This window comes from Christiangramia aestuarii (genome assembly GCF_009735585.1).
GTDB classification, from domain to species: Bacteria; Bacteroidota; Bacteroidia; order Flavobacteriales; family Flavobacteriaceae; genus Christiangramia; species Christiangramia aestuarii.
Genome location: NZ_VJVW01000001.1, coordinates 247,422 through 272,331, shown reverse-complemented (window position 1 = coordinate 272,331; position 24,910 = coordinate 247,422). Strand labels below are relative to the sequence as shown.

The following is a 24,910-nucleotide window of genomic DNA, read 5'->3' as shown; positions in this document are numbered from 1 at the left end:
AAAACCGATGAAGAGAATTTTTCTATTGATTATCTGCCTGGCAGTGATCTCCTGCAAAGGGGATAAGTCTACAGATACCGAAGAAAGTACCCCAATTACTGATAGTATAAAAGGAGAGGACCTGTTGCCTGATGGCCTGGTAACTGCCGAAACTGTGGTACTTAATCTTGAACAGGCTAATAAACTGGTTGAGTTACCTCTTAATTGTATTGAAACCGAATACCCGAATAAGTTAGGGCAGACCCTGGAAAATAAGGAAGCTTTAGGGGAACCTCATGAACTGCATCCCGCTTTTTATGGTTGTTTCGACTGGCACTCCTCCGTACACGCTCATTGGTCCCTGGTAAGCCTATTGAAGCAATTTCCTGATATCGAAAAAAAGGAAGCAGTTAGGGAAGCCTTGAAGAATTCTCTTTCTGAAGAAAATATACAGGGAGAATTGAAATATTTCCAACGTAAAGAGAGCGGATCTTTCGAAAGAACCTATGGCTGGGCGTGGTTGCTCAAACTTGCCGAAGAATTAAAAACCTGGGAAGATCCTCTTGGTCAGGAACTTTCAGCCAACCTGCAGCCTTTGGCCGACCTTATCGTTGAAAATTATAAGGAATTTCTTCCTAAACTTAATTATCCTATAAGGGTAGGAGAGCATACCAATACGGCTTTTGGCCTTAGCCTGGCTTACGATTATGCAGAGACCACCGGGCATACAGAGCTGGCAGAGCTAATTAAAAAGCGAGCACAGGACTTTTATTTAAAAGATGATAATTGCCCAGTTTCTTGGGAACCGGGAGGATATGATTTTCTTTCACCGTGCCTAACGGAGATCGATATTATGAGAAGAGTATTACCTAAAAACGCCTTCAGCCTATGGGTAGACGATTTTATGCCACAACTGAAGACCAAGGATTTTGAAATGGAGGTAGGAGAAGTTTCAGATCGAAGCGATGGTAAATTAGTGCACCTAGACGGACTTAATTTTAGCAGAGCCTGGATCTTCTATGGCCTCGCACATCAATATCCAAAACAATTCGGCCATCTTAAGAGCCTCGCCAACGAGCATGTGGCTTATTCTTTCTCCAATGTGGTTGGAGATAGTTATGAAGGTGGGCATTGGCTGGGAACTTTCGCTATTTACGCCTTACAGGAGGCTAGGAAGAAAGTGAGCGAGTGAGAAACTTCCTGAATAATTTAGGGCCGGGCATACTTGTTTCTGCAGCTTTTATAGGCCCTGGGACAGTTACGGTTTGTAGTCTGGCCGGGGTAAACTTTGGATATTCAATGCTTTGGGCCCTGTTGATCTCTGTTTTCGCCTGTATCGTTCTGCAGGAAATGTCGGCACGATTAGGCCTGATCTCCGGCAAAGGTCTAAGTGAATGCATCAGGGAAGAAATTGAAAATCCGGCTTTTCGTTTTTTAACCCTTGCTCTTATTTTTTTTGCGATCGTACTGGGAAATGCGGCCTACGAAGCCGGGAATATCAGTGGAGCAGTTTTAGGGATGGAAGCTGTATTCTCTTCAGTCAGCTTTCAATTGGGAGCTATAAATCTCAATCTCTGGAGTCTTCTAATTGGCGGGATCGCCTTTTTTTTGCTTTTCCTGGGGAGCTATAAAAAACTAGAAAAGATCTTTATAGGCCTGGTGCTACTAATGAGCATAGCCTTTTTGCTCACGGCGGTTTTGACCAGACCAGATCTTTCTGAAATATTTAAAGGTTTTATACCAGGATCTATTGATGCAGGATTGCTTACGATCATTGCCCTGGTAGGAACTACCGTGGTACCCTATAATCTTTTTCTGCATGCTTCCCTGGTAAGCGAAAAATGGAGTGGCCCAAAATACCTTGGGGCAGTTCGAAAGGAACTCGCCTTCTCTCTATTTCTTGGAGGAACTGTTTCCATGGCCATTGTAATATGCGCTGCCGCTTCTAATATTGAAAACATAGAAAGTGCCGCCGATCTCGCGGTGGGCCTGAAACCTTTATTTGGAAGTTCGGCTACCCTTTTTCTTGCTATAGGTTTACTTGCTGCCGGGATCACCTCTTCTATCACCGCCCCTTTGGCTGCCGCCTACGTAGTGCAGGGTTGCCTGGGATGGAAAGGAGGCATGAGCTCTAAAAGGTTTAAAGCGATCTGGATGAGCATTATTATCCTTGGGGTAATATTTTCTTCCCTGGGAATAAAACCTGTAGAGATCATTCAATTTGCCCAAATTGCTAACGGACTCTTGCTGCCAATCATCGCAATTTTCTTATTTTGGATAGTGAACCAGGCTTCTGTTCTGGGAGAACACAGGAATACACTGGTACAGAATATCATAGGATTTATCGTGATCGCTCTGTCAGTTTTCCTGGGTGCAAAATCGATATTCAGTGTAATTCAGAATTTATAATGGAAAGAACTATACACATAAACTGCGACTTGGGCGAAGGAGGGAAGTATGATGAAGAACTTATGCCCCTAATTTCTGCCTGCAATATCGCCTGCGGCGGTCATGCAGGAAATCTTGAAACCATGCATCGCACCGTAAGGCTGGCCATGGAGCATAAGGTAGAGATTGGCGCGCATCCTTCTTATCCAGACAGGAAAAACTTTGGGAGAGATTCTATTGAGATGAGCGAGGAAGACCTCCGGCTTTCTATTGAAGGGCAGGTTTTAAGCCTGAAGCAGATCGCAGAATCTGAAGGCGGTGAGCTTACTCACGTGAAGCTGCATGGAGCCCTTTATAATGATGCCGCAAAAGATGAAAAAATTGCCAGAAGTGTCATTGAATGTCTGGAAGACCTGGATGCCGATTTTAAACTTTTTGTACCCTTGCATTCAAAAATCTCAGAGCTGGCCATGGGGAAATTCGACCTTGTTTTTGAGGCCTTCGCAGACCGTAATTATAATACAGATTACAGCCTCGTTTCTCGCGCCAAAGAAAATGCATTGATCACAGAAAAGCAGCGTGTTTTTGAGCATGTTTTTTCTATTTATAATGATAAGAAAATTCATACGGTTTCGGGGCCAAAGATAGAGGCGAAAGCAGATACATTTTGCCTGCATAGTGACACCCCATCTTCCATAGAGATCATTAAATTTCTTCATAAAAAATTAGCCGAAAAAGGAATAGGAGTAAAGAATTCTTAATGGCAGAATTTCCAAAAATATCACCTCTGGGAGATCGCGGTATCCTCGTTAAATTTGGCGGAGATATCAGTGAAAACCTGCTGGAGGAAGTACTGTATTATAAAAATATTCTGGAAAATTCAGAGTTTAAACAAAAGGTTGAGGTTGTAAACACATATACCTCGTTATTAATTAGTTACATGTTTACTATAGAAGATGTCTATGGTGAAGTTTTGAGGGTAAAACGGCTGGTGAGTGGTGCTAATATACCAAAAAATAATAAGTATAAGATTTTCAGCTTACCGGTATGTTATGACGAGGAATTTGGTTTGGATCTACAGCATATATCTGAGCAGAATAATTTAAGTATTGAGGAGATAATCCAACTGCATACTGCCGCGGAATACCGTATTTATTTTACTGGTTTCTTACCTGGTTTTTTATACCTGGGCGGTCTCGATGAAAAGCTTAAAATTTCCCGTAAAAAATCACCGAGAAAATCGGTAGAAAAAGGCTCTGTTGGTATAGGTGAAAATCAAACCGGGATCTACCCAAAAAACAGTCCGGGAGGATGGCAGATCTTAGGTAAATGTCCGGTGGAGCTATTCAATAAAAATGAGGCTATTCCCAGCCCATTTTCTGCTGGAGATAAAATAAAATTCGAGGCCATTTCAAAAGAAGATTTTTATAAAATCCGTGATGAAGTTCAAAGTGGAAATTACTCCTTAAAATATCATGAGCATGAAGGCTGAAATTGAGGTTGTACAACCCGGCCTGTTTTCAAGTATTCAGGACCTGGGAAGATTCGGGTTTCAGAAATATGGAGTTCCCCATAGCGGTGTGATGGACAGGTACGCCATGCGTATTTGTAATCTAATCCTTGGTAATTCACAGGAAGCCGCGGTCTTGGAGATCACTATGCAGGGGCCGCAATTAAAATTTAGCGCTCCAACCAGAATCTGTATAAGTGGCGCCGACCTGTCACCACAACTTAACGGTAAAGCGGTTAGCCTGAATGAACTGATCTACATTAGTGAAGGAGACGTGCTAAAGTTTGCAGGTCGCAGGTCCGGCTTTCGGGCCTATATTGGCATTTCTGGTGGATTTAGGACCGAAAAGCTTATGGACAGTCGAAGTTGGTACGAGGGTTTGACCGAGGAATTCAGGCTGCTCAAAGGAATGAAATTGACATATAAAGCAGAAGAATTTTCAGATATCGAAACCCACTCTTCATTAAAAATAGATTCAGAATATTTAGCAGAAGATGAGATCGAGGTTTATCCTGGACCCGAGTTCAGCCAGTTAAGCTTTACCCAGAAGAACCAGTTGTTCAATTCCCTGTTCAGCACCAATGAAGATAGCAATAGGATGGCGGTTCAGCTTAAAGAAGGATTAAAGAACGAGCTAAAACCGATTATAACCGCGCCGGTACTGCCGGGTACGGTACAATTAACCCCATCTGGTAAGATCATCGTACTAATGCGGGATTGCCAGACCACCGGGGGTTACCCGCGCATCCTTCAGTTGTCGGAATACGGGATACAGGTCTTATCCCAGAAATTACCCGGAGAAAATTTGAGTTTTCAGAAAAAGGATTATTTGGAATTTTAGGAAATAACGGACCAAAATAAAAAAGTGTCACCGTGGTGTACTGCTATAGAAAAGACCCTACTCAGAACTATAACGAACCTTGGTTGACACTTTTTTGCCCCAAAACACTTTAGCTTTACTAAAATGACTAACACAAATATAGAATCAGTACCTATGTAGGTAAAGGGGAATTTTCCCCTTTCTGGACTTCAGATAAGAAAACCATTCGGAATAACTTCAATTTTAACACTTAACCGATCAATTTTTTCATAAAAACATGAAAATAGTGGAAAATAAAATTTCGAAGGATGATGCTAAGAAACTTTGTAGTAACTGTATAGGAAAAAGCGCGCAACCCGGGAATCCTGGTTAAATACGAAATTCTTTGCGGGGATGATTTCATTTTTATTTACCCTATGCTTATCCTGGGATTTTTATGGATTATAAATTCAAGTAAACTTATAGTAACCTAATGTTGCAAAAATCCTGATATCTTTATTCGGTAGTTAATCTTTTTGAATAATGAAATTGATCGAGTTTCTATTAGAAACTAAGCTTTATATAGGCACAATCTTTGAAATTACAGCGGCTCTGTCCGGGATCTGGTATTTAAAAAAATCAGATTATACAGCGCCTGAGATAAGATATTTTGTGTATTATCTAATTTTGATTGTTTTTCTTGAAATCTATGGGTATTTACCAATCTGGGCCTGGCTGGAGGATTATAAGATCCTTTCATTTTATGAAAATACAGTTTTTCGCAGGAATCTCTGGTGGGGTAATAGTCTTAAAATTATAACCACCCTTTGCATATCCTGGATTTTTATTAAACAAATTCAAAATGAAAAAACAAAAAAATGGCTTATCACCATTCTATATATTTTTCCTGTCTTTAGTATCCTGAGTTTTTTAACCATTGGAGAGTTTTTTCATGCTTATGACCCATATGTGGATATTTCTAAAACTTTTATCCTGCTCATCTGTGTAGGCTTATATTACCTTCAAATTCTGAAGTCAGATGAGATTCTTGATTTTTTTAAAGATATTCGGTTTTTTATATCTGTAGGTATAGTAATCTGGGAGTTAGGTATGGTGCCGCTTGGTCTTTACAGTGGCTTTTTTAGCCTGGAAAATCCTTTATATATGGAACTGGATAGAATAGTGCACCAATATGCAAACATATTTCTGTATTCTGTGTTTGCGATTGGCTTTTATGTAGACTACCGTTATAATTCACATATATCGAAAAAAGCAGTTATGTAGCTGTTTCCGAAATACTCTCAATTTTATGTATACTTGTTATATTAATCGATTACCAAAGCATGCTTCGTAAAGAAGAGATCTTATTAATAATTTATTTTATTCTGGTGATTTTTTTCCTTGCCGGATTCACCGTGGTTTTCTTTATCACTTATCAAAGGCGAAAAAATAAGATCCTGAAAGAAAAATTTGAAGCTGAACAAAATTTCAAGACAGAACTTTCTAATGCCCGCCTGGAGATTCAGGAGGCCACGCTTAAAAATGTAAGCTGGGAGCTTCATGATAATATTGGGCAGTTACTTTCAGTGGCCAGTATGCAGCTTAATTTACTGAATAAAAAAGTTGCCGAGGAGAATCAGCATGGTTTAAAGGAAGTAAAAGACCTGGTGGCTAGTTCTTTGTCTGAAGTCAGGTCGCTTTCCAGGTCTTTGAATAACGAGGTGATAGATTATGTGGGCTTACAGGCTTCAGTAAATAATGAGATAGACCGGTTTAACCGGCTGGAGGTAATTGAGGCCAGCATGGAAATTGAAGGGCAGCCCTATGAAATTGCTCAGGAGGATAGCATCATTCTTTTCAGGATACTTCAGGAATTCTTTTCCAACGTTATTAAATACGCCGGGGCTTCCCAATTATGGGTGAAATTCAGCTACAAAGAAGGATATATGGAAATTTCTGCAGAAGAGAACGGCCGTGGATTTGATATCGAGCAACAGCAGTTAGGTTCTGGTCTTTTAAACATGCGCAGCCGTGCTGCCATGATAGGGGCCAATTTAACCTTAAATTCTTCTGTTGGTAAGGGAACTTCGCTATATTTACGATATCCAACCAAGACCATCAAAAATGAACAAGACGATCATAATCGTTGACGATCATAGACTTTTCGCACAATCTCTTCAGATCCTGGTGAATTCTTTCGAGGGTTTTGAAGTCATTAAGGCCTTTAAGAATGGGGAAGAGCTGGTTAAATATTTCCAGGAAGGTAATGTGTCTCCAGATATCATTCTTTTAGATATGCGAATGCCGGTGATGGATGGAATGGCAACCATGGAGTGGCTAAAGGAAAATCATCCCAACCAGAAGGTATTAACCTTGACGGTAGACCAAGAAGATGAAACCATCATTAAAATGCTTCGGCTGGGTTGCAGGGGGTACTTATTAAAGGATATAGACCCGGAGGAATTCGAACACGCCTTAAATGCCATAGATAGGACCGGTTATTATTCTAATAAGACCATTTCTGAGGCGCTTAGCCGGGAAGAAAGAAAGCAGAAATATGAAGAACTTACCGAAAGGGAATTGGAATTCCTGGGGCACGCCTGCAGTGAGCTTACTTATAAGGCTATCGCGGGCGAGATGAACCTTAGCCCCAAGACCGTGGAGAACTACCGGGAAAGCCTTTTTAGCAAGCTGCATGTCAAGAGCAGGGTGGGCCTGGTGATCTTCGCCATAAAAGAAGGTATCTGCGAAGTTTAAGAATACTTTAAACCAATTCTGTAATTTCAGGATTCCTTAAATGCGTATTCTGCAGTATCTTCGTGTATCAAAAAATTAGATTGCCGTGATAGATTCAGCAAAAATTGAACTAAGAAACTTACAGGTCAAGGACTACGAGGAGTTAAAGATCTCCATGGTGAAGAGTTATAAGGCCATGCCAGATGAATACTGGAGCAAGGGAGAGATAAAGACCCTGATCAATAAATTCCCTGAAGGCCAGCTGTGTATCGTGATAGATAATAAGATCGCCGGATGCGCGCTTTCCATCATAGTGAACTATGATAAGTTTGACGATAACCATACTTACGAGGAAATTATTGGAGGCGAAAATTTTTCTACCCACACCAAAAATGGGAATGTGCTCTACGGAATAGATGTTTTTATACATCCGGAATTTCGCGGAATGCGATTGGGACGCCGACTTTACGAGGCCCGAAAGGAACTATGTGAACACCTTAACCTGAAATCGATCATTTTTGGCGGAAGGATCCCTAATTACTCCAAATATGCCGAGGAGCTCACCCCGAAAAAATATATCGAAAAGGTAAAACTACAGGAGATCCACGATCCTGTTCTTAGCTTCCAGCTTTCCAATGATTTTCACGTGAAAAAGGTGATCAAGGGATATTTACCCGGCGATCATGAAAGTAAGGAATACGCCACCCTGATGGAATGGAACAATATCTATTATTCCAAACCTCAGAAGCTGGTGAATACCACCAAAACTGTAGTGAGGCTTGGGCTGGTGCAGTGGCAAATGCGTTTATTTAAAGATTATGATGCCCTGGTTTCTCAGATCGAGTTCTTTGTAGATGCAGTTAGTAATTACCAGAGCGATTTTATTTTGTTCCCCGAACTGTTCAACGCGCCCCTGATGGCCCAGTTCAATCATTTAACCGAACCTGAAGCCATCCGCGGTTTATCCAGTTATACCGAGCGCCTGCTGGAAACCTTTCGCGAGTTCGCTATCAATTATAATATCAATATCATCACCGGTAGTATGCCTATGCCTGAAGGGGAACATATGTACAATGTAGGTTTCCTTTGCAGGAGGGACGGTAGTTATGAGCGTTATGAGAAACTTCATATCACTCCGGCTGAAGAAACTGCCTGGGGAATGAAAGGCGGTAATAAACTGGAAACCTTCGATACAGATTGTGGAAAGGTCGGAGTGTTGATCTGTTATGATGTGGAATTCCCAGAGGTTTCAAGGATACTGGCTGAAGAAGGAATGAACATTCTTTTTGTTCCGTTCATGACCGATACCCAGAATGGTTATTCCAGGGTTAAGATCTGTGCCCAGGCACGTGCAGTAGAAAATGAATGTTATGTGGCTATGGCCGGCTCTGTAGGGAATCTTCCGAAAGTTGATAATATGGATATACAGTATGCCCAAAGCGCGGTGCTGACTCCTTCAGATTTTGCTTTTCCAGTTAACGGCATCAAGGCTGAAGCTACACCAAACACCGAAAGCACTTTACTGGTAGATGTAGATCTCGATCTTTTAAAGGAGTTGCATAACTTCGGAAGCGTAAGGAATATGAAGGACAGAAGAAAGGATCTTTATTCTTTGAAAAAAAAGAAATAAAATATCTATTTATCATTTGTAAGGTTGTCATTCCAACGCAGGAGGAATCTCATGTTGGTTTATGTAGGAGTAAAAAGATTCTTCGCTTCACTGCGTTGCACTCTGAATGACAATTTAATTTCATTCCGACGAAGGAGGAATCTCTCGTTTAAGGAATTATCAATAAGGAGATTCTTCCCAACGCTTTCGCTTCGTTCTGAATGACAAAAGAATGTCTTACGTTACCCTGAACGTGATTCAGGTCTCTAATAAATTTATGTCTGGCCGAGCGGAGTCGAGGCTTCCTATCTATAATTCGATTGAATACCAAAATGTCACCCTGAACTCGTTTCAGGGTCTTTTCATTATAAGAATGGAGAATATTGAAATTAATGCATTGATATTTAGTTCTTTAAAAAATATTTCTCTACTTTACTACTATGTTTAAGTCAAATCAGAACATTATTGCATCTTTTATTATTGAGGTCATTTCGATTATCGAAAACCGACCCTGAAAGATGTGCGTTCTATCCAGTATAAATCAAAGCCATCTTTTTAGATGGCTTTTTTTATTCCCGGAACTTAAGTTTTGCTTAAATCAAATCCATTAGCTATCGTAATATTAAATGATATAAAATGCTGAAAAACAATAATTTATGATTTTCAAATCCGGATTGAAATTAATTGAGCACTTGTAAAGAGTCTTAAACAGTATAGTTAACCAAGTATTTTTAAATCTTATTGAAACTGAAAATCATATAATGAATACCAAATATAGCAGCAAAATAACACAAAGCGATTCCCAACCAGCCTCGCAGGCAATGCTTCACGCCATTGGACTAGATAGAGAAGATCTCAAAAAACCATTTGTGGGTATAGGAAGTACCGGTTATGAAGGTAATCCTTGTAATATGCACCTGAACGATCTTGCTAAAGAGGTGAAAAAAGGAACTCAGAATGCAGGATTGAATGGGCTAATTTTTAACACTATTGGAGTAAGTGATGGTATTTCCATGGGAACACCGGGAATGCGTTATTCACTTCCTTCCCGTGATATTATCGCAGACTCGATGGAAACTGTGGTAGCGGGAATGTCTTATGACGGGCTGGTAACTGTAGTTGGTTGTGATAAAAATATGCCCGGAGCTTTGATGGCTATGTTAAGACTGAACCGTCCTTCAGTCCTGGTCTATGGAGGTACGATCGCCTCTGGTTGCCATAATGGTAAAAAACTGGATGTGGTTTCCGCTTTTGAAGCCTGGGGATCTAAGGTTTCCGGTGAAATGCAGGAAGAAGAGTACCAGGCGGTGATAGAAAAAGCCTGTCCCGGCGCAGGAGCTTGTGGAGGAATGTATACTGCAAATACCATGGCTTCAGCAATTGAAGCATTGGGGATGAGTCTTCCTTTTAATAGCTCAAATCCGGCGACCGGACCTGAAAAAGTTCAGGAAAGTATCAAGGCAGGAGAGGCAATGGAATATTTGCTGGAAAAAGATCTTAAGCCTAAGGATATAGTAACTGCAAAATCCCTGGAGAATGCAGTTAGGTTGCTAACAGTGCTTGGAGGGTCAACCAACGCGGTGCTCCATTTTTTAGCAATTGCCAAAGCTGCTGAAATAAATTTTGGATTAAAGGATTTTGAAAGGATCTGTGAAGAAACTCCTTTCCTGGCAGATCTTAAACCTAGTGGGAAATATTTAATGGAAGATATTCACAGGATTGGGGGAATCCCGGCTGTGATGAAATATATGCTTGAAAAAGGATTACTTCATGGCGAGTGTATGACCGTTACCGGTAAAACGATTGCTGAAAACCTTGAAAATGTAGAGCCTTTGCCTTTTGATCAGGATGTAATTCATCCTGTGGAGAAACCTATCAAGGCCACCGGACACATCAGAATCCTATACGGTAATCTGGCTGTTGATGGTTCCGTAGCTAAAATTACGGGGAAGGAAGGCTTGGAATTTAAAGGGAAAGCAAAAGTATTTAACGGCGAATTTGAAGCTAACGAAGGGATTTCCTCCGGAAAGGTTCAAAAAGGAGATGTCGTCGTCATTCGCTATGAGGGTCCTAAAGGAGGTCCTGGAATGCCTGAAATGCTGAAACCAACTTCAGCAATAATGGGAGCAGGACTTGGAAAAGAAGTTGCCCTTATTACAGACGGAAGATTTTCAGGAGGAACCCATGGTTTCGTAGTTGGTCATATTACTCCTGAAGCCCAGGAAGGCGGTCTTATAGGTCTGCTTAAAGATGGTGACGAGATCAGCATCAATGCTGAAACCAATAGGATCGAGGCTCATTTGAGCGATGAAGAAATTAGTGAAAGAAAGAAAGCCTGGAAAGCACCTGCTTTCAAGGTAAGTGGAGGTGTACTCTATAAATATGCAAAAACGGTAGCATCAGCATCAGAAGGCTGTGTTACAGATGAATTTTAATATGGTGAATTATGCAGGTAAAAACAGCAAGTTTCGAGAAGGTAAACACTAAGAACACCTTGACCGTTTCAGGGGCTGAAGCGGTGATTAAATGTTTGCTTGAAGAAGGTGTAGATACTATTTACGGTTATCCCGGAGGGGCGATTATGCCTGTCTACGATGAACTGTATAAATATCAGAAAGAAATTCACCATGTACTTACCAGGCATGAACAAGGCGCTACTCATGCAGCTCAAGGATATGCCCGTGTCTCAGGAAGGGTAGGAGTTGCCTTAGCAACTTCAGGGCCGGGAGCTACGAATTTGATCACTGGCATCGCTGATGCTCAGATAGATTCCACACCCATGGTTTGTATCACCGGGCAGGTGGGATCTCATTTACTTGGAAGCGACGCTTTTCAGGAAACAGATATTGTTGGTATTTCCACTCCTGTTACCAAATGGAACTACCAGATCACCAAAGCAGAAGAGATTCCTGAGGTGATGGCAAAAGCCTTTTATATTGCTAAATCTGGGAGACCGGGACCTGTACTTATCGATATTACTAAAGATGCACAGTTCGCATCACTGGAGTTCAGTTATAAGAAATGTTCCGGAATTAGAAGCTATAAGCCCATTCCGGAATTAAACCTTCTGGAGGTGGAACGTGCTGCTGAAGTGATTAATAATGCGAAAAAACCCATGATCGTTTGGGGCCAGGGAGTGATCCTTGGAGAAGCGGAAGATCTTTTTAGGCAGGTTGTAGAGAAATCAGGGATTCCAGCTGCCTGGACAATATTAGGTTTATCGGCATTGGCTACAGATCATCCTTTGAATGTTGGAATGGTAGGAATGCATGGGAATTATGCTCCTAATATGCTGACTAATGAATGTGATGTGTTGATCGCTATCGGGATGAGGTTCGATGACAGGGTAACAGGGAATCTCGAAAAATATGCTAAACAGGCCAAGGTGATCCATTTCGAGATCGATCCAGCCGAAATAAATAAGAACGTAAAAGCAGATTATCCTGTTTTAGGTGATGTTAAAGAAAGTTTGAAAGCATTGCTAGAATTACTGGAGCCTAACTCCCATGAGGAATGGCACCAGAAGTTCAAGGATATGTATAAGACCGAATATGAAAAAGTAATAAAAGGAAATCTTGATGTAAATAAAAAGGATCTGGGAATGGCTGAGGTTATTCAACAGATCAACAACCAGTCTAATGGAGACGCGATCATCGTTTCAGATGTGGGACAGCATCAGATGGCCGCCTGCCGATACGCTAAATTCAATGGTACCAGAAGCAATGTGACTTCTGGCGGACTGGGAACAATGGGATTTGCGCTTCCGGCAGCTATTGGAGCAAAAATGGCCAAGCCAGAAAGGGATGTTGTAGCCGTGATCGGCGATGGAGGTTACCAGATGACCATTCAGGAACTTGGAACCATTTTCCAAACAAAGGTTCCGGTAAAAATTGTGCTTTTGAACAATGGTTTCCTGGGAATGGTAAGACAATGGCAGCAGTTATTTTTTGATAAAAGATATGCTTCCACAACTATGATCAACCCAGATTTTATTACGATTGCTAAAGGTTATCATATTCAGGCAAAACAGGTTACAGAAAGAAGTCAGTTAAAGGATGCTGTAAAGGAAATGATGGATAGCGATGAAGCTTTTTTCCTTGAAGTGAAAGTTGAACAGGAAGAAAATGTGTTTCCAATGATCCCAACCGGAGCGGCAGTTTCAGATATAATATTAGAGTAATGGAAAAAAAGAATTATACCGTATCTATATACACAGAAAACAATCTTGGATTACTATCAAGAATTGCGGCCATTTTCCTGAAAAGGCATATCAATATTGAGAGTATTACCGCATCGCCCAGCGAGGTGACTGAAGTAATGCGTTTTATCATCATCGTGAACGTTACCGAGGAACAGATCAAAAAGATCGTGGGTCAGCTTGAAAAACAGATCGAGGTGATCAAGGCATTTTATCATACCGATGCTGAAACCATTTACCAGGAAACCGCTCTTTATAAAATCAGGTCTCAGGACTTTTTAGACGATCACAATATCCAGGACTTCATTAAAGAAACCAATGCCCGCATTGTGACGGTTACCAAGGAATTTTTCGTGATCGAAAAGACCGGAAAACGAACCGAGGTAGATGCTCTTTACGAGACCCTGAAACCTTATGGATTGATGCAATTCGTAAGGTCTGGAACCATTGCGGTTACCAAAAACGAAATGCCAATTTCAGGAATATTAGAAAAATTTAATACCACAAACTCATTATCATGACCAACTATTTTAACAGCCTTTCATCCAGTGAAAAACAAGCCCAGTTAGCAACCTGCAGGTTTATGGAGCTTGAAGAATTCGATAACGGAGTAGATGCTTTAAGAGATAAGAAAATAGTCATCGTTGGCTGCGGCGCCCAGGGTCTCAATCAGGGACTCAATATGCGCGACAGCGGACTCGATATTTCATACGCTCTAAGAGAAGGAGCGATCAAGGAAAAACGTCAGTCTTGGAAAAATGCTACTGAAAATGATTTCAAAGTGGGAACTTATGAAGAACTCGTTCCCGAAGCAGACCTGGTTATCAACCTAACGCCCGACAAACAACATACTTCGGTGATCAAGGCCATTCAGCCTTACCTCAAAAAGAACGCGGTGCTTTCTTATTCTCATGGTTTCAATATCGTAGAAGAAGGCATGAAGATTCGTGAAGATGTTACTGTGATCATGGTCGCGCCTAAATGTCCTGGATCTGAAGTTCGTGAAGAATACAAAAGAGGTTTTGGGGTGCCCACGTTAATCGCCGTGCATCCTGAAAATGATCCACACGGGATTGGCCTGGAATGGGCAAAAGCCTATGCTTACGCCACCGGGGGTCATCGTGCCGGAGTTCTGGAATCTTCCTTCGTAGCTGAAGTGAAATCAGATCTAATGGGAGAGCAAACCATTTTATGCGGAGTTCTTCAAACCGGTTCGATCCTGACTTTTGATAAGATGGTTGCTGAAGGAGTAGATCCAAACTACGCCGCGAAATTGATCCAATATGGCTGGGAAACTATTACGGAAGCATTGAAACATGGAGGAATCACTCAGATGATGGACCGACTATCAGATCCGGCAAAATTGAGAGCTTATGAAATTTCCGAAGATCTTAAGAAAACCATGCGTCCACTTTTCCAGAAACATATGGATGATATCATTTCCGGTGAATTCAGCAGCCGCATGATGAAAGACTGGGCGAATGACGATAAGGAATTGCATACCTGGCGAGCTGAAACCGAGAACACCGCTTTTGAAAAAACAGAGGCGACTTCCGAAGAGATTTCTGAACAGGAATATTTCGATAAAGGTGTATTGCTGGTAGCATTTGTAAAGTCTGGCGTGGAACTGGCTTTTGAGACCATGGTAGATGCAGGAATCATTGAAGAATCGGCTTATTATGAGTCGCTTCATGAAACTCCGCTTATTGCTAACACTATCGCCAGGAAAAAACTATATGAAATGAATAGAGTGATTTCAGATACTGCAGAATACGGTTGTTACCTGTTCGATCATGCCGCAAAACCTTTGATCAAGGATTATGTGAATTCTCTTGAGCCTGAAGTTGCCGGCAAGAAATTCGAAGGTGGAAATGTTGATGAGCAGAAACTGGAAAAAGTGAATGCTGAAATAAAAAATCATCCTGTTGAGGAGGTCGGAGCTAAATTAAGATCTGCGATGACCGCAATGAAGAAAATATACGCGTAATGAATACTTTGCTGGAAAAAGATAAAACATATATACCAAGCCTCGAGGCTGTTAAACAGGCTGCTGAAAGAATTTCCAAAGTTGTTTTAAAAACTCCTTTAGCCGAATCCTTTACTTATAGCAAACGCTTTGAGGCCAATGTCATGCTGAAAAGAGAAGACCTGCAACAGGTTAGATCTTATAAAATTCGGGGTGCATATAACAAGATTTCCAGCTTGCCGCAGAAGCAATTAGAGAAAGGAGTGATCTGTGCCAGTGCCGGAAATCACGCCCAGGGAGTTGCTTTTGCCTGTAATAAATTAAAGGTTAAGGGAGTAATTTATATGCCCGGAACTACTCCGAAACAAAAGGTTGAGCAAACCCAGATGTTTGGAGGAGAATGGGTAGATGTGGTGCTTAAGGGAGATACTTATGATGATTCTTTTAAGAGTGCCATGAAACATATGGAAGAGCAGGGCCTTATATTCATTCATCCATTTGATGATGAAAAAGTAATAGAAGGCCAGGCGACCATAGCTTTGGAAATTCTTGAACAGGCTGATGAGTCTATAGATTATATTTTCGCTCCTCTTGGAGGTGGTGGATTACTCGCCGGAGTTTCTTCTATGTTCAAGGAGTTATCACCAAATACCAAGATCATAGGTATTGAACCTCAAGGTGCGCCCTCGATGAAAACTTCCTTGCGGGAAGGTAAGGTAGTGGAATTAGAGAATATTGAGCGATTTGTAGATGGTGCTTCTGTTCAGAAAGTTGGCGCCAGGAATTTCGCGATCTGTAAAAAGAATCTCGACGAAATGATCACGGTACCTGAAGGGAAGATCTGCCAGACCATTCTTGATCTCTATAACCAGGATGCAATGGTAGTAGAACCGGCTGGAGCAATGGCTATTTCGGCATTAGACCTTTATTCCGAAAAAATTAAAGGTAAGAACGTGGTTTGTATCGTTAGCGGAAGTAATAATGATATCATCAGGATGGCTGAGATCAAGGAAAGAGCATTGCTATATTCTGGATTGAAGCATTATTTCGTGGTGGTATTTCCACAGAGAGCAGGTGCTTTAAAGGAGTTTGTAGCTAAAGTTCTTGGACCCAATGATGACATCACTCATTTTGAATATTCCAAAAAACACAATAGATCTAATGGACCTGCGGTGGTTGGGATCGAGTTAAAAGACCCAAATGACTTTAAACCATTGGTGGATAGGATGAAAAAGAAGAATTTTTATGGAGAATATCTCAACGATAATCCAAATTTATTTCAATTTTTAATATAAAAAAATCTTAGGGCTAGGCCCTGAGTAACCGATTTACCTTTCCCTCTGGAGAGGTCGAAATTTCTTTTTGCAATTTCGGGAGAGGGAGGATTGAAAATTTTATTTATAAATTTTAAGTCCTGTAAATGCTTGTCAATTAAAATTTTGTATACATTTGCATTATGATTTCGATCAAACAAATAATATTACCCCGTTTCAATTTCAGGCCCCGCCGCCGCTTCTAGGTCGTGCCCCTGAAACCCTTTTCCATTAATATTATTTGATTTTTCCATTTTGATTTACTTAAACAGCATAGAATACCAACTTTATATCAGCACTTTTACTGATATATCTCCTATGCGCCGACGTTTTCCCCGTCGCACGTAAGTGCGTCTATATATCTATGGAACTTAGGTGAGTCCGGTTCCGCTCTCGAAACCCCCAAATCAAAACATTTTTTCAATTTAATTTCTTAGCAGATGAAAATTATCATTGCTAATAAATCTCATGCTTCTTACGCTGAGATCATTTGTAACTGTATCGAAGAGTCGGCCAAGGTCCGTGGAACCGGTATTGCCCGTAGGACTCCTGAGTACATCATTAATAAGATGGAAAAAGGAAATGCCGTTATAGCTCTTGAGGGTGAAAAATTTGCCGGTTTCTGCTATATAGAAACCTGGAGTCACGATAAATATGTGGCTAATTCGGGTCTTATTGTGCATCCCGATTTTAGAAATCACGGGCTGGCCAAAGAGATCAAGAAAGTGATCTTCAAACATTCCAGAACAAAATATCCCCATGCCAAGATCTTTGGGATTACCACCGGTTTGGCGGTTATGAAGATCAACTACGAACTGGGATATCAACCGGTTACCTTCTCTGAATTAACCGATGATGAGACCTTCTGGAAAGGTTGCCAGGGCTGTAAGAATTACGATATTCTAACAAGGACCGAAAGAAAAATGTGTCTTTGTACAGGGATGTTATACGATCCTGAAAAGAAAAAGGAGAAAAAGAAGACCCCTGAGAGCATCAGCAAATTAAACGATAAAGCTTTTCAGAGATTAAAACATATCAAACAAACCTTTTTCTATAAAAAGGAAAAGGCAGAGAAAGAGTAATTATTAAAATATCCGTCATCCTGAACTTGTTTCAGGATCTGTTGAGAAGCTGAAATAAATTCAGCTTGACGTTTGAAGAATACATACAAATGAAAAAAGTAGTTATAGCATACAGCGGAGGATTGGATACCTCTTATTGCGCGAAATATTTATCTGAAGAAGAAGGATTTGAAGTTCATGCGGTGAGTGTGAATACCGGTGGTTTTTCAGAAGAAGAAATCAAGAAGATAGGTGATAATGCCCAAAAGATCGGTGCCAGCAGTTATAAGAACATCGATGCCATTTCTTCCTTCTATCAAAAAGTAGTGAAATATCTCATTTTTGGAAATGTACTTAAAAATGATACTTATCCACTTTCGGTAAGTGCGGAAAGGATCATCCAGGCGATCGAGATCGTGAACTATGCTAAAAAAGTTGGAGCAAAGTATATCGCTCATGGAAGTACAGGCGCCGGAAATGATCAGGTGAGATTTGATATGATCTTCCAGATCATCGCACCAGATATAAAGATCATCACTCCAATCAGGGACAAACAGCTTAGCAGACAGGAAGAGATAGAGTATCTTAAGAGCAAAGGCGTAGAAATGAACTGGGAGAAAGCCAAATATTCTGTGAATAAAGGACTTTGGGGGACTAGCGTTGGAGGAGCAGAAACACTGACTTCGGAAAAAGCCTTACCGGAAGAAGCATATCCTTCTCAATTAAAAGATAAAGAACCAAAACAGGTAAAACTTAGTTTCACCAAAGGTGAGCTTACCGCAATTAATGGCGAGGAAAACTCTCCTGAAAAGAACATTGAAATTCTGGAAGGAATTGCCTCAAAATATGCTATTGGCAGGGATATACACGTAGGTGATACCATCATTGGAATCAAGGGAAGAGTTGGTTTTGAGGCTGCGGCTGCTTTGATCACGATCAAAGCTCATCATTTGTTAGAAAAACATACCTTGAGCAAATGGCAGCTTCAACATAAGGATTATACGTCGAACTGGTATGGAATGCACCTGCACGAAGGATTATATCTAGATCCCGTAATGCGGGATTTCGAAGCACAGTTTGAAAGTTCTCAGGCTAAAGTGACTGGTGATGTGTTCGTTACTCTTCATCCTTACAGATTTACCTTGGACGGAATTAAATCTCCAAATGATCTTATGAACAGTAGTTTCGGGAATTACGGTGAGGAGAATAAAGCCTGGACCGCAGATGATGCCAAAGGATTTATCAAGATCCTGTCTAATTCCGGCAAGATCTATCAACACGTAAACCAGGATTCATGATTGAAGCAGGAATTATAGGAGGCGCAGGATATACCGCAGGAGAATTGATCAGGATCTTACTCCATCATCCTGAGGTAAACCTGAACTTTATTTTTAGTACTTCTCAGCCCGGAAAACCTATTTATAGCATCCATCAGGATCTGATAGGCGAAACCGAAATTCAGTTCACCAATAAGATCAATACTGAAGTAGACGTTGTTTTTCTTTGTCTTGGGAATGGGAATTCGAAAAAGTTCCTTGCTGAAAATCGATTTTCTGAAAAGACGAAGATCGTTGATCTCAGTACTGATTTCAGACAGAAATCTGATGATCACTCCTTTGTTTATGGTCTTCCGGAATTGTACAAAGATGAGATCAAGTCGGCTGATTTTATAGCAAATCCCGGATGTTTCGCTACAGCGATCACCCTGGCAATTCTTCCTCTGGCTAAAAACGGACTTTTAAATGATGATGTTCATGTAAATGCGGTTACCGGAGCAACCGGAGCGGGAACTTCGCTTTCAGAAACTACGCATTTTACCTGGAGGGATAATAATTTCTCCGCTTACAAATCATTTGAACACCAGCATTTGAACGAGATCGGGCAGAGCTTAAAGCAGCTGCAGTCAGATCATAAAACCGAGGTGAACTTTATTCCGAATAGAGGAAATTTCTCAAGAGGAATCCATGCTACGGCTTACACAAAGTTTTCAGGAAGCCTGGACGAAGCCAAAAAGATTTATAAAGATTTTTACGCAGATACAGCCTTCACCTTTGTAACCGAAGAAGATCTGCATTTGAAACAGATCGTCAATACAAATAAATGCCTGCTTAGATTACAGAAGTTCGGTGATAAATTGCTGGTGACGAGTATAATTGATAATTTGTTGAAAGGAGCTTCCGGGCAGGCAGTGCAGAATATGAATCTGATGTTCGGCCTGGATGAAAAATTGGGCTTGAATTTAAAAGCGAGTTATTTTTAATAGACGTCATCCTGAACTCGTTTCAGGATCTCGGAGAAGCTGAAACGTGTTCAGATTGACGATTTAAATAGAATATTGATATGAAAATAGGAATTATTGGTGCAGGAAATCTGGGAGTCTCCATTGCGAAGGGACTCATTTTTAGCAATGCCTTTACCACGCTGTATCTGAGCAAACGTAAACTTGATGAGATTCAGGAGTTTTCTGAATATTCAAAAGTTACCGTAACTTCAGATAATCTGGAAGTTGTAAAGAATTCAGACATCCTGATCTTCGCCGTTCAGCCCACTCAACTGGAAAAGATACTTTACGAGATCAAAGATGAACTCACCGATAAACATGTCTTGATCTCTACCGTTACCGGGTTCAAAATTCCGCGGATGGAAAGCATCGTTGGCGAGGATCATTTTATCATAAGATCGATGCCCAATACCGCGATCGCTGTTGGTAAGTCGATGACCTGTCTATGCAGTAATGAAAAAGGACAGAAAAGGATCACGATTGCCGAAGCTATCTTCAATCGGTTAGGAAGCAGTATCATTATTCCTGAAAATAAAATGCAGGCTGCCACCGTGATCTGCGCCAGTGGAGTCGCCTTCTGGATGCGTTTGATACGCGCAACCACTCAGGGAGCAGTACAGCTCGGTTTCGATGCGAAAGACGCTCAGGAGCTCTCTATGCAAACCTGTCTGGGGGCTGCAAGTCTGTTGATCGAATCTGGGAAGCATCCTGAAGAGGAGATCGATAAAGTGACTACGCCTAGAGGATGTACCATTGAAGGTCTCAACGAAATGGAACACAACGGACTTAGTTCCTCTTTGATCAAAGGGATCCAGGCCTCATTCAAAAAAATTAATAATATTTCAGATCAGTAATTATGCAATTATTTGATGTTTACCCACTTTATGATATCACGCCGGTAAAAGGTGAAGGCTGCTATGTTTTTGACGAATCCGGAAAAAAGTACCTGGATCTTTATGGAGGCCACGCGGTGATCTCTGTTGGGCATGCACATCCGGAATATGTGAAATCTATTCAGGAACAGGCTGCGAAACTAGGATTCTATTCGAATTCGATCAAAAATCCACTACAACAGGAACTTGCTGATAAACTGGAAAAAGTTTCGGGAGTTAAGGATTATAGTATCTTTCTGTGTAGTTCAGGAGCTGAAGCGAATGAAAATGCCTTAAAGGTTGCCTCTTTTGAAACCGGGAAAGACAGGATCATCTATTTTGAAAATGCTTTTCACGGAAGGACCTCTGGAGTTGTCGCTATTACCGATAATGAATCTATTAAGGCTCCTTTCAATCTTGGCCATAAAGCGACAAAGCTGGCTTTTAATGATACTGAATCTTTGAAAAAGGAGATCGAAAAGGGTGATGTGGCCGCGGTTATTTTTGAAGTGATTCAGGGAGTTGGAGGACTGGATGAAGCTGAATCTGAATTTTACAGATCGGCGGCTGAATTATGTAAAGAAAATCAGGTCACGCTCATTGCAGATGAGGTACAATCAGGTTATGGGAGAACGGGTGATTTTTTCGCATTTCAGAAACATGGCATAAGACCCGATATCATAACCATGGCCAAAGGAATGGGCAACGGGTTTCCGATTGGAGGAATCCTGACCGATAATAATATACAGCCGAAATACGGAATGCTGGGAACCACTTTTGGCGGAAATCATCTTGCCTCTGCCGCGGGAATCTCAGTTCTGGATATTATCCAAAACGAAAATTTGATGGAAAATGCTTCAGAGGTTTCAGAATTTGTAAAGGCAGAAGCTGTTAAAATTCCGGAGATCAAAAAGATCAAAGGAAGAGGCTTGATGATTGGATTGGAATTCGATTTTGAGATCGCAGCACTCAGGAAAGAACTTTTATTTGAACACCAGATTTTTACTGGGGCATCTTCTAATAAAAAGTTACTGCGTATCCTGCCACCATTGAATATTAAAAAAGAACATTTTGAAAGTTTTTTTGAGGCATTAAAAAAGGTTTTAAAAGAGCAACATCATAAAGTTTAAAATCATCCTGTCCCGATGCTTCGGGAGTTTCAGGATCTATAGAGAAGCTGAAACAAGTTCAGCTTGACGAAAAAATAAAATAGAAGAATGTCATTTCGAACGAAGTGAGAAATCTAAGATTCCTCAGCCGTAAACTTCTTCGGAATGACAACTAACTAAATTCTAAAATGAAGAACTACATCACATTATCAGACATCGATCATGTCGAAACAATCATCAGGGAAGCAAGAAGCCTGAAATCTAAAAATGCATCGTCTAAGCCGGGAAAAGGAAAAACCCTGGGAATGCTTTTTTTCAATAACAGTCTGCGTACACGCCTAAGCACTGAAAAAGCTGCAAAGTTATTGGGTATGGAAGTAATGGTGATGAATGCTGATAAAGATGGCTGGGCCCTGGAGTTTGAGGATGGTGCGGTGATGAATTCAGATAAAGCTGAGCATATCAAAGAAGCCGCGGCCGTACTTTCTCAATATTGCGATATTATCGCAGTGAGAGCTTTTCCCGGACTAAAGGATAAGGAAAAAGATGAATCTGAACATGTGCTGAATAGTTTTAAAAAATATGCTTCCGTGCCAATTGTGAATTTGGAAAGCGCGACTGGTCACCCATTACAGGCTTTGACGGATGCTATCACCATTCAAGAATTTAATAAAGCTGAAAGGCCGAAAGTTGTTTTAAGCTGGGCGCCACATCCAAAAGCTTTACCGCAATCTGTCGCGAATTCTTTTACAGAAATGATGCAGCGCCTGGAAGTCGATTTTGTGATCACCAATCCGGAAGGATATGATCTTGCGCCACATATTAGAAATGGGGTGAAAGTGGAACATGATCAGGAAAAGGCACTTAAGGATGCAGATTTCGTCTATATAAAGAACTGGAGTAGCTATGAGGATTATGGTCAGGTTTTAAATGTAGAAAAGAACTGGACCGTGGATCAGGCAAAATTGAAAAACACCAATAATGCGAAGGTTATGCACTGCCTCCCGGTGAGAAGAAATGTTGTCATTGCAGATGATATTCTGGATAGCGAAAATTCGATCGTAATTCACCAGGCTAATAACAGGACTTTTGCGGCACAGGCGGTTTTGAAGAGGATTCTGGAGTGTAGAAAGGAATAATTGAATGTCATTTCGATTGCAGTGAGAAATCTATAAGAGATTCCTCTGTCGATTTCTCCCTCGGAATGACACAGATACAAATAAAGGAAATGAAACAAACCCTGAAAGTCATAAAAATAGGAGGGAAGCTTATCGAAAATGAAGCTTCTCTGAATTCCTTTCTGGAAGATTTCGTGCAATTGGAAGGTCCAAAGATCCTGGTTCATGGCGGCGGTAATAAAGCTACGGAGGTCGCCGGAAAACTTGGTTTTCAGACTAAAATGGTTGATGGCAGAAGGATTACTGATAAAGACTCTATGGAAGTGATCACGATGGTGTACGGCGGACTTCTGAATAAAAGTATCGTTGCTCACCTCCAGGCCAGGAAACAAAATGCGATCGGGCTATGTGGTGCAGATGGAAGGGTGCTGATCTCAAAAAGGAGAGAGGTTAAAGAGATCGATTATGGATTTGTTGGGGATATAGAAAAAGTGAATTCAGATTTCATTAATTCAATTATTGCTCAGGATATGGTACCGGTATTTTCCGCAATTTCATGTACTGAGGAAGGTGTTTTGTTAAATACTAACGGAGATTCAGTTGCTTCAGAAATTGCGGTTGAGATGAGTAAATCTTATGAAGTAAAGCTTTATTACTGTTCGGAGAAAAAAGGTGTTTTGACCAATATTGAAGATGAAGAATCTGTAATCATGGAATTGAATTCTGATAATTATAAAGAACTGGTAGCTTCAAAAGTGATCACAGACGGAATGTTGCCAAAACTTCAAAATTGTTTTGAAGCAATAAATAAAGGCGTTTCTGCGGTAATTCTGGGAGATGCCGAATTATTGAAGAAGAATTCTATCCATACCAAAATTGTGAAATAATGCAGTTAGAGCAACTTCAGCAAGAGGCCATAGAACTACTTAAAAATCTGATCTCGACTCAGTCATTTTCCGGCGAGGAGGATAAAACAGCCGCTCTGCTTGAGAATTGGTTCAAACGGTATAAAATTCCGCATAAGAGGTTTTTAAACAACGTCTGGGCCGTTAATAAACATTTTGAGAAGGACAAGCCTACACTTTTACTTAACTCTCACCACGACACGGTAAAACCGAATTCGGCCTATACTAGAGATCCCTTCAAAGCAGAGATCGAAAATGGCAAATTATATGGATTAGGTAGTAACGATGCCGGCGGATGCCTTGTTTCCCTGTTAGCGACCTTCACCTTTTTATATTCAGAAGAAAATTTAAGTCATAATATTCTATTTGCGGGAACGGCTGAAGAGGAGATTAACGGTAAGAATGGAATTGCCGCGTTACTTCCGGAAATTCCTAAAATCGATGTTGCTATCGTAGGAGAACCAACTCTTATGAATCTAGCGGTTGCTGAAAAGGGCCTGGTAGTTTTTGATGCGGTGGTGCAAGGAACTCCTTCGCATGCTGCGCATCCAAATACTGATAATTCCATCTATAAAACAGCCAAAGTTCTGGAGTGGTTTGAAAACTTCAAACTGGAAAAGGTTTCTAAAAACCTTGGAGAAGTAAAAGTGACCGTAACCCAGATCAGTGCCGGGAGTCAGCATAATGTAGTTCCTGCAAAAACGCATCTGGTCATCGATGTTAGGGTAAATGATAAATATAGCAATAAGGAGATCGAGCAGATCTTAAAGGATAAAGCTCCGGTCGACGAGATCAATGCCCGGAGTTTACGATTAAATTCGTCTTCAATTCCGTTGGATCACGAATTGGTTAAAGCAGGGATAAATCTGGGAATGGAAACTTATGGTTCTCCAACCTTGAGTGATCAGGCGATGTTAAGCTGTCCGTCTTTAAAGTTAGGTCCGGGTGATTCTACCAGATCTCACTCAGCAGATGAATTTATTTACGTAAAAGAGATCGAAGAAGGAATAGAAAAATATATAAAGCTGCTTGAAAAAGCGTTGAAGTAATTGCACTTCGCCAGGCT

22 protein-coding genes are annotated in these 24,910 nt (G+C 40.8%); all 22 read left to right on the top strand.

The features are described from left to right. Nucleotides 1-7: 7 nt before the first annotated feature. The 22 genes from FLP08_RS01125 (at nucleotide 8) to FLP08_RS01020 (ending at nucleotide 24,893) form a co-directional block, all read left to right on the top strand. Entirely contained in the window at nucleotides 8-1,171 is a 1,164-nt protein-coding gene (locus FLP08_RS01125; protein ID WP_156273184.1) for a DUF2891 domain-containing protein, read from the top strand. Beyond that, nucleotides 1,168-2,388: an Nramp family divalent metal transporter gene (locus tag FLP08_RS01120; RefSeq protein ID WP_162430869.1), complete on the top strand. Its 1,221-nt coding sequence runs from the start codon at nucleotides 1,168-1,170 to the stop codon at nucleotides 2,386-2,388. Before FLP08_RS01125 ends, FLP08_RS01120 begins: the two co-directional genes overlap by 4 nt. Beyond that, the gene (gene pxpA / locus FLP08_RS01115) at nucleotides 2,388-3,128 is read left to right on the top strand and encodes a 5-oxoprolinase subunit PxpA (RefSeq protein WP_156273182.1); all 741 of its coding nucleotides are present in this window, start codon (nucleotides 2,388-2,390) and stop codon (nucleotides 3,126-3,128) included. Before FLP08_RS01120 ends, pxpA begins: the two co-directional genes overlap by 1 nt. Continuing rightward, entirely contained in the window at nucleotides 3,128-3,859 is a 732-nt protein-coding gene (pxpB, locus tag FLP08_RS01110; RefSeq protein WP_156273180.1) for a 5-oxoprolinase subunit PxpB, read from the top strand. Before pxpA ends, pxpB begins: the two co-directional genes overlap by 1 nt. After that, nucleotides 3,849-4,718: a 5-oxoprolinase subunit C family protein gene (locus FLP08_RS01105; RefSeq protein ID WP_156273176.1), complete on the top strand. Its 870-nt coding sequence runs from the start codon at nucleotides 3,849-3,851 to the stop codon at nucleotides 4,716-4,718. Before pxpB ends, FLP08_RS01105 begins: the two co-directional genes overlap by 11 nt. A gap of 645 nt (nucleotides 4,719-5,363) precedes the next feature. Continuing rightward, nucleotides 5,364-5,960, top strand: coding sequence for a hypothetical protein (locus FLP08_RS01100; protein WP_156273174.1), 597 nt, complete (start codon nucleotides 5,364-5,366; stop codon nucleotides 5,958-5,960). A 59-nt stretch (nucleotides 5,961-6,019) separates the two neighbouring features. Then, nucleotides 6,020-6,826 (top strand): sensor histidine kinase, encoded by an 807-nt coding sequence (locus FLP08_RS01095; protein ID WP_156273172.1) that lies wholly within the window; start codon nucleotides 6,020-6,022, stop codon nucleotides 6,824-6,826. Next, entirely contained in the window at nucleotides 6,801-7,433 is a 633-nt protein-coding gene (locus FLP08_RS01090) for a response regulator transcription factor (protein WP_156273170.1), read from the top strand. The genes FLP08_RS01095 and FLP08_RS01090 overlap by 26 nt, the downstream gene beginning before the upstream one ends. 85 nt (nucleotides 7,434-7,518) lie before the next feature. Then, a complete protein-coding gene (locus tag FLP08_RS01085) occupies nucleotides 7,519-9,042 on the top strand; it encodes a GNAT family N-acetyltransferase (RefSeq protein ID WP_162430867.1) in 1,524 nt (507 codons plus the stop codon). Nucleotides 9,043-9,782: 740 nt separating this feature from the next. Beyond that, a complete protein-coding gene (gene ilvD, locus FLP08_RS01080) occupies nucleotides 9,783-11,456 on the top strand; it encodes a dihydroxy-acid dehydratase (RefSeq protein WP_156273168.1) in 1,674 nt (557 codons plus the stop codon). A gap of 11 nt (nucleotides 11,457-11,467) precedes the next feature. Further along, a complete protein-coding gene (gene ilvB / locus FLP08_RS01075; RefSeq protein WP_156273166.1) occupies nucleotides 11,468-13,201 on the top strand; it encodes a biosynthetic-type acetolactate synthase large subunit in 1,734 nt (577 codons plus the stop codon). After that, the gene (gene ilvN, locus FLP08_RS01070; protein WP_156273164.1) at nucleotides 13,201-13,740 is read left to right on the top strand and encodes an acetolactate synthase small subunit; all 540 of its coding nucleotides are present in this window, start codon (nucleotides 13,201-13,203) and stop codon (nucleotides 13,738-13,740) included. The genes ilvB and ilvN overlap by 1 nt, the downstream gene beginning before the upstream one ends. Then, nucleotides 13,737-15,206 carry a ketol-acid reductoisomerase gene (gene ilvC, locus FLP08_RS01065; protein ID WP_156273162.1) on the top strand — a complete coding sequence of 490 codons (1,470 nt, stop codon included), beginning with the start codon at nucleotides 13,737-13,739 and terminating at the stop codon, nucleotides 15,204-15,206. The genes ilvN and ilvC overlap by 4 nt, the downstream gene beginning before the upstream one ends. Further along, a complete protein-coding gene (ilvA, locus tag FLP08_RS01060; protein WP_156273160.1) occupies nucleotides 15,206-16,480 on the top strand; it encodes a threonine ammonia-lyase IlvA in 1,275 nt (424 codons plus the stop codon). Before ilvC ends, ilvA begins: the two co-directional genes overlap by 1 nt. Nucleotides 16,481-16,938: 458 nt before the next feature. Further along, entirely contained in the window at nucleotides 16,939-17,580 is a 642-nt protein-coding gene (locus FLP08_RS01055) for a GNAT family N-acetyltransferase (RefSeq protein ID WP_156273158.1), read from the top strand. Between the two features lie 89 nt (nucleotides 17,581-17,669). After that, nucleotides 17,670-18,857, top strand: a complete 1,188-nt coding sequence (gene argG / locus FLP08_RS01050) for an argininosuccinate synthase (RefSeq protein ID WP_156273156.1) — start codon at nucleotides 17,670-17,672, stop codon at nucleotides 18,855-18,857. After that, the gene (gene argC, locus FLP08_RS01045) at nucleotides 18,854-19,819 is read left to right on the top strand and encodes an N-acetyl-gamma-glutamyl-phosphate reductase (RefSeq protein ID WP_156273154.1); all 966 of its coding nucleotides are present in this window, start codon (nucleotides 18,854-18,856) and stop codon (nucleotides 19,817-19,819) included. The genes argG and argC overlap by 4 nt, the downstream gene beginning before the upstream one ends. Before the next feature lie 80 nt (nucleotides 19,820-19,899). Then, entirely contained in the window at nucleotides 19,900-20,694 is a 795-nt protein-coding gene (gene proC / locus FLP08_RS01040) for a pyrroline-5-carboxylate reductase (protein ID WP_156273152.1), read from the top strand. Nucleotides 20,695-20,696: 2 nt separating this feature from the next. Next, nucleotides 20,697-21,842 (top strand): aspartate aminotransferase family protein, encoded by a 1,146-nt coding sequence (locus FLP08_RS01035; protein ID WP_156273150.1) that lies wholly within the window; start codon nucleotides 20,697-20,699, stop codon nucleotides 21,840-21,842. 167 nt (nucleotides 21,843-22,009) lie between these two features. Then, nucleotides 22,010-22,960 (top strand): N-acetylornithine carbamoyltransferase, encoded by a 951-nt coding sequence (locus tag FLP08_RS01030; RefSeq protein WP_156273148.1) that lies wholly within the window; start codon nucleotides 22,010-22,012, stop codon nucleotides 22,958-22,960. 89 nt (nucleotides 22,961-23,049) lie between these two features. After that, complete coding sequence (argB, locus tag FLP08_RS01025) at nucleotides 23,050-23,826, top strand: acetylglutamate kinase (protein ID WP_156273146.1); 777 nt, start codon at nucleotides 23,050-23,052, stop codon at nucleotides 23,824-23,826. Continuing rightward, nucleotides 23,826-24,893, top strand: coding sequence for a M20 family metallo-hydrolase (locus tag FLP08_RS01020; RefSeq protein WP_156273144.1), 1,068 nt, complete (start codon nucleotides 23,826-23,828; stop codon nucleotides 24,891-24,893). The genes argB and FLP08_RS01020 overlap by 1 nt, the downstream gene beginning before the upstream one ends. Nucleotides 24,894-24,910 lie beyond the last annotated feature (17 nt).

Bases quoted from the DNA above. Each gene is read 5' to 3' on its own strand.
- FLP08_RS01125 (WP_156273184.1), top strand. From the start codon at position 8: ATGAAGAGAATTTTTCTATTGATTATCTGCCTGGCAGTGATCTCCTGC.
- pxpA (WP_156273182.1), top strand. From the start codon at position 2,388: ATGGAAAGAACTATACACATAAACTGCGACTTGGGCGAAGGAGGGAAG.
- pxpB (WP_156273180.1), top strand. From the start codon at position 3,128: ATGGCAGAATTTCCAAAAATATCACCTCTGGGAGATCGCGGTATCCTC.
- FLP08_RS01105 (WP_156273176.1), top strand. From the start codon at position 3,849: ATGAAGGCTGAAATTGAGGTTGTACAACCCGGCCTGTTTTCAAGTATT.
- FLP08_RS01095 (WP_156273172.1), top strand. From the start codon at position 6,020: ATGCTTCGTAAAGAAGAGATCTTATTAATAATTTATTTTATTCTGGTG.
- FLP08_RS01090 (WP_156273170.1), top strand. From the start codon at position 6,801: ATGAACAAGACGATCATAATCGTTGACGATCATAGACTTTTCGCACAA.
- ilvD (WP_156273168.1), top strand. From the start codon at position 9,783: ATGAATACCAAATATAGCAGCAAAATAACACAAAGCGATTCCCAACCA.
- ilvB (WP_156273166.1), top strand. From the start codon at position 11,468: ATGCAGGTAAAAACAGCAAGTTTCGAGAAGGTAAACACTAAGAACACC.
- ilvN (WP_156273164.1), top strand. From the start codon at position 13,201: ATGGAAAAAAAGAATTATACCGTATCTATATACACAGAAAACAATCTT.
- ilvC (WP_156273162.1), top strand. From the start codon at position 13,737: ATGACCAACTATTTTAACAGCCTTTCATCCAGTGAAAAACAAGCCCAG.
- ilvA (WP_156273160.1), top strand. From the start codon at position 15,206: ATGAATACTTTGCTGGAAAAAGATAAAACATATATACCAAGCCTCGAG.
- FLP08_RS01055 (WP_156273158.1), top strand. From the start codon at position 16,939: ATGAAAATTATCATTGCTAATAAATCTCATGCTTCTTACGCTGAGATC.
- argG (WP_156273156.1), top strand. From the start codon at position 17,670: ATGAAAAAAGTAGTTATAGCATACAGCGGAGGATTGGATACCTCTTAT.
- argC (WP_156273154.1), top strand. From the start codon at position 18,854: ATGATTGAAGCAGGAATTATAGGAGGCGCAGGATATACCGCAGGAGAA.
- proC (WP_156273152.1), top strand. From the start codon at position 19,900: ATGAAAATAGGAATTATTGGTGCAGGAAATCTGGGAGTCTCCATTGCG.
- FLP08_RS01035 (WP_156273150.1), top strand. From the start codon at position 20,697: ATGCAATTATTTGATGTTTACCCACTTTATGATATCACGCCGGTAAAA.
- FLP08_RS01030 (WP_156273148.1), top strand. From the start codon at position 22,010: ATGAAGAACTACATCACATTATCAGACATCGATCATGTCGAAACAATC.
- argB (WP_156273146.1), top strand. From the start codon at position 23,050: ATGAAACAAACCCTGAAAGTCATAAAAATAGGAGGGAAGCTTATCGAA.
- FLP08_RS01020 (WP_156273144.1), top strand. From the start codon at position 23,826: ATGCAGTTAGAGCAACTTCAGCAAGAGGCCATAGAACTACTTAAAAAT.